This window comes from uncultured Anaerovibrio sp. (assembly GCF_947302755.1).
Lineage (GTDB): Bacteria > Bacillota > Negativicutes > Selenomonadales > Selenomonadaceae > Anaerovibrio.
Map to the genome: position 1 here is coordinate 1 of NZ_CAMYWM010000088.1, position 10,670 is coordinate 10,670.

At 47.3% G+C, this 10,670-nt stretch carries 8 protein-coding genes; all 8 read right to left on the bottom strand.

Annotation, left to right across the window (positions count from 1 at the left end; all coding sequences use genetic code 11):
* Positions 1-175: 175 nt before the first annotated feature.
* The 8 genes from Q0Y54_RS08920 to Q0Y54_RS08955 all read right to left on the bottom strand — a co-directional run bounded on the left by Q0Y54_RS08920 (position 176) and on the right by Q0Y54_RS08955 (position 10,550).
* A complete protein-coding gene (locus tag Q0Y54_RS08920) occupies positions 176-1,411 on the bottom strand; it encodes a phenylacetate--CoA ligase family protein (protein WP_297966514.1) in 1,236 nt (411 codons plus the stop codon).
* Between the two features lie 17 nt (positions 1,412-1,428).
* Positions 1,429-2,007, bottom strand: coding sequence for an indolepyruvate oxidoreductase subunit beta (locus Q0Y54_RS08925; protein ID WP_297966516.1), 579 nt, complete (start codon positions 2,005-2,007; stop codon positions 1,429-1,431).
* Positions 2,000-3,832, bottom strand: coding sequence for an indolepyruvate ferredoxin oxidoreductase subunit alpha (iorA, locus tag Q0Y54_RS08930; RefSeq protein WP_297966519.1), 1,833 nt, complete (start codon positions 3,830-3,832; stop codon positions 2,000-2,002). The genes Q0Y54_RS08925 and iorA overlap by 8 nt, the downstream gene beginning before the upstream one ends.
* 248 nt (positions 3,833-4,080) lie before the next feature.
* Complete coding sequence (locus Q0Y54_RS08935; protein WP_297966521.1) at positions 4,081-5,172, bottom strand: hypothetical protein; 1,092 nt, start codon at positions 5,170-5,172, stop codon at positions 4,081-4,083.
* Between the two features lie 359 nt (positions 5,173-5,531).
* On the bottom strand, positions 5,532-6,458 hold the full coding sequence (locus Q0Y54_RS08940; protein ID WP_297966524.1) for an exonuclease domain-containing protein: 927 nt from the start codon (positions 6,456-6,458) through the stop codon (positions 5,532-5,534).
* A 147-nt stretch (positions 6,459-6,605) separates the two neighbouring features.
* A complete protein-coding gene (locus Q0Y54_RS08945; protein WP_297966527.1) occupies positions 6,606-7,589 on the bottom strand; it encodes a DNA-directed RNA polymerase subunit alpha in 984 nt (327 codons plus the stop codon).
* A gap of 76 nt (positions 7,590-7,665) precedes the next feature.
* Positions 7,666-7,905: a hypothetical protein gene (locus tag Q0Y54_RS08950; RefSeq protein ID WP_297966531.1), complete on the bottom strand. Its 240-nt coding sequence runs from the start codon at positions 7,903-7,905 to the stop codon at positions 7,666-7,668.
* Positions 7,906-7,955: 50 nt separating this feature from the next.
* Positions 7,956-10,550, bottom strand: a complete 2,595-nt coding sequence (locus Q0Y54_RS08955) for an EAL domain-containing protein (RefSeq protein ID WP_297966534.1) — start codon at positions 10,548-10,550, stop codon at positions 7,956-7,958.
* Between the last annotated feature and the right edge of the window lie 120 nt (positions 10,551-10,670).

The following is a 10,670-nucleotide window of genomic DNA, read 5'->3' on the forward strand; positions in this document are numbered from 1 at the left end:
TTGACTTTTTATGATTATACCACATTACCCATGAAAAATACATGGAGAGAAATCCCTTTACAGATTTCTCTCCATCCACTACCGCCTGTATTCACGGGCTATTTTCTGAAAGCTACTCTTGCCGGCGATATAGTCCTGATACACTATTTCCGGTGATTTTCCCATAATTATTCACTCAATCATAGCGCTCATCAAAAACGCGTTTGCTCTTCTTTTCACTTCTAGGCAGCAAGCCAATTTCCACAACCTTTACCAGCGGAGTAAACCCTATCCGGCTCTTGACTCTGGTGGCAACCCGCTTCGCCATATCCAGGAAATCCACGCTGCCGTTGGTCTCCACGTAAATACGCATGGTGTCCTTGCCGTCCAGGTGGGAAATACGAATCTGGTACTCGCTGGACAGCTCCGGGAACTCGGCCAAAATTTCCTCAATCTGTCTGGGGAATACATTAACACCCTTAATTTTCATCATATCATCGGTGCGGCCGCCAATAATATCCAGGCGGGGGAACCTGCTGCCGCATGGGCACTCTCCAGGAATAATTCGGGACAAATCATGGGTGCGGTACCGAATTAACGGTGCCCCCTCCTTCACCAGGGTGGTAATGACAATCTCGCCCCATTCTCCATCCGGAACCGGCTTCAAGGTCTGGGGATCAATTATTTCCAAATAGATAAAATCATCCCAATAGTGCATACCGGTTTCATGTTTACAATTGATGCCGATGCCCGGTCCGTAAATTTCTGTGAGTCCATAAATATCGTAAAGCTCAATGCCCAGCTCCGTGGAAATGCGCTCACGCATTTTCTGCCCCCACCGCTCGGAGCCAATAACCCCTTTTTTGAGCTTAATTCTATCCTTGATACCACGCTTTTCGATCTCCTCAGCCAAAAGCAATGCATATGAGGAAGTGGCGCACAATACGGTGGAGCCCATATCCTGCATCATCTGCAGCTGCTTTTCCGTGTTGCCCGGTCCCATAGGGACGCACATGGCTCCCAGCCTTTCACAGCCTGCCTGAAAGCCAATACCGGCTGTCCACAATCCATAGCCTGGCGTAATCTGAATAACATCCTGATTGGTAATGCCCGCCATTTCATAGCAACGGGCAAACATGACAGCCCAGTCGTCCACATCCTTTTGGGTATAGGGAATAATTACCGGCGTCCCTGTGGTACCGGAGGATGAATGAATGCGGACAATCTTCTCCTGTGGGGCAGTCATCAAGCCCAAAGGATAGGCTTCCCGCAGGTCATTTTTCTCGGAAAACGGCAATTTTTCAAATTCCTCCGGGCTGGAAACATGATTTATACCGGCCTCCTCCAGCTTCTTGCCATAAAAGCTGTTGGCAGCCTCCAATGCGTCTATGCGATCATTTACCAGCTTCAGCTGCTCTTCTGTTATCTTCATTATGCCTTACCCCTTACTCAAATATTTTTAGCATATTCCAGTGCTTTAAAATTCAGCTCATGGAATTTAGGCGGAATGCGGTCCAGAATAACCTTGCGGATATCCTCCTCATCCAGTCCCAAGGCCCCGCTTTTTACCGCCGCCCCCAACAGCAGGAGATTTACTATTTTGGTTGAGCCCAATTCCCGGCAGACCCGTTCAGTATCAATGGCAATAACCCTTTTCACCTTTTTCCTGATGTAATCCAGCATCTCACTGCCATTGTAATCAGAGCCGGCCAAGGCCGCCGTCACCGGCATTACCGGGCGGGTACTCACAATAACCTGCCCCTCCTTTTTCAGATAGGGTAGCAGCCTTACCGTTTCCCCGGGCTCAAAGCCAATAATAATATCTGCACATCCACTGGCAATCATTGGGCAATCTGCGCCTTCACCCAACCGCAGGTGACTGAACACGCTTCCGCCCCGCTGTGCCATACCGATGGTTTCCGCACTTTTTACGGCCATGCCCTTATTCATGGCCGCTCCGCTGATAAGCTTGGAGGCCAATATAGTTCCCTGGCCGCCTACGCCACAGAGGATTATATTTTTACTCATGCTGCTCACCTCCAATGGCCTGCACCGGACATATTTGGCTGCATAGCCCGCAGCCGGTGCAAAGGCTGTCATCAATTACCACCCGTTCATCCCGCAGTACAAGGGCAGGACAGCCGATTTCCCGTATACACTTACGGCAATTAATACATTTATCATGGTCTACGGAAAGGCATTTATCGGATTTGACAATGGCAATGCAGGGAGATTTGAAAATTATTGCCTTGACCCCCGGCAGAGCCGCAGCCCGCTTGACGGTTTCCACTGATTTATTATGGTCCAGCGGATTAACTGTCTCCACAAATGCAAGACCGATACCCTTTAATATTTTTTCGATACTAATTTTATTGACCACATCACCCATCATGGTCTGACCCGTTCCCGGGTGTGGCTGATGCCCCGTCATGGCGGTGGTGGAATTGTCCAAAACCACCAGGGTCATATTAGCCTGATTGTATACGGCATTTATGACACCGGGTATGGCTGCCGCGAAAAAGGTGGAATCCCCCACAAAGGCGAAGCAGCTGGTGTCCGGTTCAATATGGTCAATTCCCTGGGCGATACCAAGACCCGCCCCCATACACAGACAGGTATCCACCATATCCAAAGGCATGGCATTGCCCATGGTATAACAGCCAATATCCCCGGCAAACAGGGTCTTTTTCCCCTTCATGGCCTGCTTTACTGCATAGAAGGACGCCCGATGAGGGCAGCCGGCACAAAGCACCGGGGGCCGAACAGGCAGCTCAGGCATTTCCGCCTTGTCAGCCTCCGTAAGGGCCGACGTCTCCGGCGGATTGACGCCCAGGAATTTAGTCAGATTTTCCATAACGGAATCTAGGGTATTTTCCCCGGAATTCTTTACGTCCATTGTCAGCTTGCCATATATCTTTACAGGCAGCTGGTATTTCCCTGCGATATAGATTAGCTCCCGCTCGATAACCGGATCCAATTCCTCAATGCAGATAACCTCATCAAGACCGGTAAGGAAGCTGAGGGCCAAGGCCTCCGGGAAGGGATGGGGGGTAGATACCTTTAAGAGCTTAACCTCCCCCAAGGCCTTTAACGCCTCAGAAACATAGGTGTAATTAAATCCGCCTGTGGCAATCCCCTTCTTTGGGAAGCGGTTACTGTCTGCATATAATATCCGGTTCTTGTCGTAGGAGGAAAATTCCTGGGAAAGAGCCACATTGCGGGCCTCAATATTTATGTGGGCCTGGTAGGACAGCCGCGGGAAAATAACCCATCGTTTGGTATCCTTTATAAAGCCCTCCGGCAGGTTCTTGTTATACTCCGCCTCATCCTTGACCTGTATGCTGGCATAACCATGGGAAACTCTGGTTGTAGACCTGAGAAAGACAGGTGTCTTATATTTTTCCGAATATTCAAAGGCATCCTGAATCATATCATAGGCTTCCTGCACCGTGGACGGATCAAAGCAGGGCAGCTTGGAAAAACGGGAAAAATGGCGGGTATCCTGCTCGGTCTGGGAAGAAATGGGCCCCGGGTCATCTGCCACCAGGACCACCATGCCCCCCTTGACGCCGATGTACTCAAGACTCATAAGGGGATCCGTGGCCACATTAAGGCCCACCTGCTTCATGGTAACCATTACCCGGGCTCCGGCATAGGCTGCCCCGGCCCCCACCTCCATGGCGGTCTTTTCGTTGATTGACCACTCCACATAGGTGTCCTGTGGTCTGTGCTTCGCCACCGTCTCCAGCACCTCCGTGGAAGGTGTCCCCGGATATCCGGCTACAAGATTTACACCGGCAGCAATTGCCCCCATGGCAATGGCCTCATTGCCCATCAAAAACTCCTGATGCATTTGTATCTCTCCTAATGACATTTATTTGCACTGTTAATACACACGATTACACGACAACACAACTATTCTACCACAGGTGAACAGTAAAGCAAAGAAATACTTTAACTTTTTAAAGTATGTTAGCGAATGACAAATACAGTGCCCCCTCCGACCTGGGGCCACCAAAGCACAGCCACTCCCATAGATTCCCTTGCCATCCCTAATCCGCTGCTATATAATCCTTCAAATCACAGTCTCCCTTGCCGTCCCTATTCCACCTCTATATAATCCTTCAAATCGCGGCGAACCAAGGCGTTGGCCCCGTAGGCACCATCCACAAAGCCGATCCGCAATATCATCTGCGGTGTATTGGTAAGCTTCAACGCATTTTGCACAGCAAACCGCCGGGCCTTGTCTTCCAGAGCATAGCTCATTGGCTGTACCTCAATATCGTTGCGCACTGCATAAAGCCATGCCTCCGTCAAATGCATCCCGGCTTCGATGCAGCCCACATTGGTATCACTGGCAGTGATTATCAGAAATCCGGCACAATTTTCCGCTTGCCGCTGGGCCATTTCATACCCGGTCTGGGCAAAGGTATCGCTTCGGGCAAACCAGCGGGAACCAAAGGTGTAGTATATTGCCTTGCCCAGCCCGGTGATACCATTTTGCTCCGCCGTCAGTCCGTCCTTTTTCTCTTCAGCCTCTCCATTGGAAAAACGCAGCCATTCCGCCAGCTCATCCCGTATCTCCTGATTATCCCGCTGCTCGGCAGCCGCCGCCAAGGTCTGGTCCTTTATGACCCCAAAATCATCAGCCATTTCCGGTCTAAATACAGCCCCCTTAATTCCCCGCAGGCCATCCTGGAAAAACTCCGGTATCCCTGCCTTGGTGTATTCCCGTTTATCTGTATGGCGCCGCCTCATCAAGGTCAGCAGGCCCTCGTCCCGGGCCATACCACTATTGGCATAAATCACCGTAATACTTTGGCCGTGTTCACTTACATGAATACTGCTGTTATAGCCATAGGCCTCAAAGGCCAGCATACAGCTTCTGGCGTAGGCCCCCATGGAAATATAGGTCTCCCTGCTCTCCTGATCCACTACGTACAAAAGTCGGGAGGTATCCGGGGAAATAACCAGCTTACCCTCTGCCGGATATACCTTTACCTCCCACATCTGGGCGTTGTGGGAGTTGGGTGCCAAACCGGCATAATACAGTATCTGCTCCAGCTCACTGTTTAACCCCTCCACCTCTGTATCCGTATCCACACCCACAGGACGCCCTACATAACATACATATAGACAAAGAAAAACGCATACCGAAGCCAGGGACCAAATTATTTTTCGTTTTAAAGTCATACAATCCTCCGTCTCTATCCCTCATCGTAAATTGTACCAAAAGGGATTATCTTGTCAACTGAGGACAGGCTGAGCTTCTTTTGTTGCCGATAAAAAATAACACCTGTGGTCAAATAATATTATGTAATGAATTATCTTTACAATGTGTTTAGTTTTCTTTATCCGATACTAACGGGTTAAATCATGGACTGATGACGCTTGGGATGATTTCTGCTATTGGCAAAATCAGGACAAAAATTTCATTTTGCACGCAGTTTACTATTTCAAATAAAAAGAATCTTCCTCAGCCCACACCAAAGAAGATTCTCTTTTTTGCTATGTATTTATTTTACAGCATATTCCAATTCACAATTATCACATCAATCCTTCAAATAAGCCTCATCCACAAATTCATTGGTATAATTCTTAAAAAGCTCAATATCCTGGTCATCCAGCTGATAGAAGGCCTTGTAATAGTTTTCCCCGCCAATCATCTTTGGGGCGAAGCGGGACAGTAAGTCCTCATAGCCCTTTTGGGAATCGGCCAGCTCGATAATGCTGATCACCTTGCGCTGCTTTTCCTGGAACCGGGCCATATCCTCCTCGGTCAATGGGCGCTTGCGGGCATAGATGGCATATCCCTGGGGGGTATTCACAAGATACAGCATTCCCTTGGCCTTTTCCACTGCCTTGCTGTGATGCTCCTCCCGCAGCAGGTGCCGGAGATGGTCCCAGATAATATAAATTTCCTCATTACTCAGGTGAGGCTTATCTGCCACCGGAAAAAGCTCATATTTTTCCGCAAACCGCCGCATCAAAAAATTAAAGCAATACAGGGTTGCCTCTGCATCGGCGGCCGCTGAGTGCGCCGAACCATCCCGCCAGGTATAGCCGCATTCCTCAGCACATACCACCAGCCTTGGCACGTGATAATAGTCAAAGTCCTTTTCCTCATGGAACACGGCCCAGTACAAGTCGCGGACGTCCATTGCTTTTTCCGTTAAATGCTGAAATCCGTATTTTTCCAGCACTCTTATATCATTATCTACCGCAAACCCCAAAATTATTTCACTTTTATCAAAAATTTTCTGTATCTTGGGGATGTGCTTGGCAAAATACGGCTTATCGGCCACCATTTCAGGGGATATACCATGAACCCGCTCGGCAAAGTGCCATCTGTGAACCTTTTTGGGCTTATAGAGCTGATTGTGGATCAGCGCCCCCTGTTCGTTATAAATTGACAATTCCAAAATTTCATTGCTGATTCCGGTACTGGTTGATTCAGTATCCAGGCATGCGATATGCATATACTACTAACCTTCTCTCTATAAAACGATAACTCATTATTTCACAGTTATATATACTACATCACATTGCATTTTTCCTGCAAATAAAAAAATCGGATTGCAAAAAACAATCCGATTTCATGTGAACTAAACAATTCATTAGGCAAATTAATCAAGAGGGCTTCCAGTCTTCAGGGATAAACCGCGCTCTGCCAATCGGTCACAAATCTCCTTGAAGGATTTTGCCCCAAGATTTCTAAAGCTCATAATTTCCTCGGTGGTCTTGGCCGCCAATTCACCAATGGTAAAGATATTATTGCGCTGCATACAATGGGTAGAACGCTGGCTAAGCTCCAATTCGCTGATAGGAGCATTCATAAGCTCCTCCATGGCCTCATGGCCGCCATCGCTGTCCTCAGAGGACAGGCTGCAGCACTCCGGATCCGGCTCATCCACCACAGTATCCTCACACAGGGCCAGGAATGGGTTCAGACCCTCGATCATAATATTGGCCGCCAGCTTCAGGGCATCAGCAGGCATAACAGAGCCATTGGTAAAAATGTCCAAGGTCAGGCTGTCATAGTTAGTGATATTACCAACACGGGTATTTTTTACCACATAATCTACACGATCAATGGGAGAATACAGGGCGTCAATCGGGAACATGCCTTCATCAGCGGTAGTATTCTTGTCTGCTGCCACATAACCGCAGCCGGTCTTAATCTTTAATTCCATAGTAAAAGCTTTACCGGCTTTAACGGTGGCGATATGCAGCTCAGGGTTGATAATCTGCAGCTCACTGTCTGCCGTAATATCCGCAGCTGTAACCTCCAGGTCCTCACCATCAGCCTTAACATCAATGCGGGCTATGAGCTCATCATCAACTGGCTCAATGCACAGGTCCTTTACATTCAATACTATATCAATTGCATCTTCCACAGTATCAGAAAGCTTGCTGTCCATGGCGGTGGCCCCAGCAATCTTTACGGCTGTAACAGCTGCACCCTGGATGGATGACAGGAGAATTCTCTTGAGACTATTACCAATTGTGGTTCCATAACCACGATCAAGAGGTCCGCATATAAACTGACCATGAGTCTTATCGGTCACATCTCCGGAACAACGAATTTTTGTTGTATTGACATCCAGCATATCAAAACTCCCCTCAGGTATATTAATCCATTATTGCATACCATATATCCTACCATTAATATTCTCAAAAATCAAGCTACTCGCCAAAAATTCTATCCAGCATATCCATTTCCTGGTCACTGGCCTCCCTAAGGACATATTCCAGCTCCAGATAACTGTCTACCGAAATCTTCAGCAGCTCGGCAACCATATGAATACTATAGCCCTTTGCCTGGCGAACAGTCTGCAATTCCTCTAAAACCACTACTACTATAATCCCCTTTAACCTATAATTATCAGATATTTCAAACCGCAAGGCCTGACTGTCAGTTTCCAAACGAATGACATTTTATTATATGGTCAGGGTTTTGTAAAGTGAATTTTATACTATTTTTTTGAAGTGGACACAGCTGCCTTCAGCTCAACCTCGATGCGCTTTTGGGAATCTATATTATATAGGTATTCTGTACACATCAGATGACCGGTACTTCTGTCCCGGTAGAGAACCAGCAATGCCAGATGCCACTTGGGAACGCCATCCACATATCGCTGATATTCAAGGGAAAGGGTCGTATGACCTTCGCCAAATTTCTCCATCAGCCAATTGCGGTCCATAAAGGCCAAGTAAGCCTCCTTATATTCCGGCAATACCAATTCCTCCACCAGGTGCCTTACGCCTATCATATAGCTCATGTCACTTACAAGGCCACTTTCTTTCTCCACCGTAAGCAAATCCTGTTTGGACACGAAGGTTTCATCAGTAACATCAAAATGGATTACAAAAACCAGACTCTTCAGCAAATACTTTAAGGAATCCTCCATGGTAAATTCCGCCGGTGAATAAGGCTCAAAGAGGTAATTAATATACTGGACCACCACCATCAGCATTGGATGCTCATCAGTATAATCAAGACTTTTGGACACCGTCATGCAAACCCAGCGATAAACCTCGCCTACCCGGCGGCGGTATTGAAAGCGCAGGGGCTCATCCGATAATCCTATATTGGCCGTCAAATTCTTCAGATCAGTAAATTTTTTATATGCCTGCAATTCCTCCGAATGAATAAGATGATTATCTATGAGATTGTTGTTCCAGGTCGGAAAATGCTTGGAAAAATGATAGCCCAGCTTTTCCTCATCTCTGTCTATCTGGATAACCTCACATATACCGCTATACCCATCCATTTTAATTATTGTCTTAAAGCTCTTGTCAATAATATTCAAGGTATCCTGACGGGCCGCCACATCATTATCGGCTATTTTCCATGTGTAAAGCACCCATGGACTGCTCTGGGAAAACAGGGTGGGTACTATACGCTCAAAGGTGACCCAAATATACTGGCCATCCTTCCGGCAACGCATATGAACCCGGCGGCGATGCTGCTTCTTGGCAATCTGCAGCTGGGTGGCCACAATAGAGGTTTCATGGAGGAAGCTTTCCCGATCATTAGGATGTACCATACCCGCATCAACATACCGCTGTACATACTCCTCAATGGTAACCGGACGGGGATTCATGATTCCATCCTTCTCATCGGACTTCTTAATGAAGTGATACTCCCCGGTAAAGGGATTGACCTCGGCTACCTTCCAGAAATAAGCCGTAATATCCTGCAGATAGGACCGGGTCATCTTCCGCTTGCGTATTGTGGAGGTAGTAACATTATTGGGATCAGCGATCAGCTTCTCAAATTTGTCGATGGACATTGGCTGATAAAAATAATAGCCCTGAACGTATTCACAGCCCATCATGGACAACAGCTCAATCTGCTCCAGGGTTTCAATCCCCTCTACAATTATGGGCAAATCAATCTGCCGGGCCATATCAATAATGGAATAAATGATATTAATCCCCCGGCCACGGTTGCCGTTGGAAAAATCCAGGAACCGCATATCAAGCTTCAATACGTCCGCATCCACATCCTTGAGCATATTCAAGGAAGAATAGCCACTGCCGAAATCGTCAATTATAATCTTGAAGCCGTTGCGCTTCAGTGCTTCCTCGGCTTCCTTCACAATGCCTTCATCTTCCACATAGGCACTTTCTGTAATCTCAATTTCCAGTGCGCCCACCGGAATCTGGTACTTATGAACCATTTCCGTAAGGATGCGCACCACATCCAGGTTTTGAATATCAATCCGGGACACATTAATAGACACCGGCACCACAGGAAGTCCGGCCTCCATCCAATGACGAATGGTCTGACAGGTTATTTCCCAAATATGCTGGTCCAGCTGGGTAATATAGCCGTTCTTTTCCAGGAATGAAACGAATTTACCCGGGGTAATCATCTCACCGTCGGCCGTAATCCATCGAACCAGGGCCTCGGCCCCCACGATGCGCCCATCCACAATCTGGCATTTTGGCTGCAGATAAATGGTGAACTCGCTGTTGGCCATAGCCCGCTGAATACGTGGCATCAAATCCACTGTAGTAGCCAGATCCCTGGCCATGGTCTCACTAAACCAATTAATGTCAGCATAGGAATAGGCATAGCATTTCCCAAGGGCCATGATGGTATAATCATACATATCAATGGCATCCGTCTTATCCCCCTGGCTAAACTTGTAGGCACCCCAAACCGGGCGGAACAACGGATCCGTCATATAGCGGCCCACAATCAGCTTAACACTGCCAATAAGGGATTCCACCAAATCATCCTCACCCACAAAGAAAACGGAAAAATAATCACTGCCCATGTACCCGGCAATCATATCATGTTCCTGACACAGCTTGTGGAGGTAGCTTCCCAATTCAGCCAGAAGGGCATCACCCTTGTCACGTCCGTACCATTTATTAAAATATTGGAAATTCAATATATTTACGGACATCATAATCCCGGCAACCGACTCATCCTTTACTCTGTGATTTACCAAATCCCAATAAGATCGCATCAACGGCAAACCGGTAAGATGATCAATATTAATTTTGCTCTCACTACAATTGGAGGTATTCTCCTGAAAATTGTCATTTTCGTTCATAGCTGACACCCCTTTAGGTCATTCTACCACATAAGCTATTACAATGGCTATCAATAAATAATTTGTTTTTATTATGAAACCATACCACGCACTACCTAAAAAAGCGCAAAGTACCCCTAT

Bases quoted from the DNA above. Each gene is read 5' to 3' on its own strand.
- Q0Y54_RS08920 (WP_297966514.1), bottom strand. From the start codon at position 1,411: ATGAAGATAACAGAAGAGCAGCTGAAGCTGGTAAATGATCGCATAGAC.
- Q0Y54_RS08925 (WP_297966516.1), bottom strand. From the start codon at position 2,007: ATGAGTAAAAATATAATCCTCTGTGGCGTAGGCGGCCAGGGAACTATA.
- iorA (WP_297966519.1), bottom strand. From the start codon at position 3,832: ATGCATCAGGAGTTTTTGATGGGCAATGAGGCCATTGCCATGGGGGCA.
- Q0Y54_RS08935 (WP_297966521.1), bottom strand. From the start codon at position 5,172: ATGACTTTAAAACGAAAAATAATTTGGTCCCTGGCTTCGGTATGCGTT.
- Q0Y54_RS08940 (WP_297966524.1), bottom strand. From the start codon at position 6,458: ATGCATATCGCATGCCTGGATACTGAATCAACCAGTACCGGAATCAGC.
- Q0Y54_RS08945 (WP_297966527.1), bottom strand. From the start codon at position 7,589: ATGCTGGATGTCAATACAACAAAAATTCGTTGTTCCGGAGATGTGACC.
- Q0Y54_RS08955 (WP_297966534.1), bottom strand. From the start codon at position 10,550: ATGAACGAAAATGACAATTTTCAGGAGAATACCTCCAATTGTAGTGAG.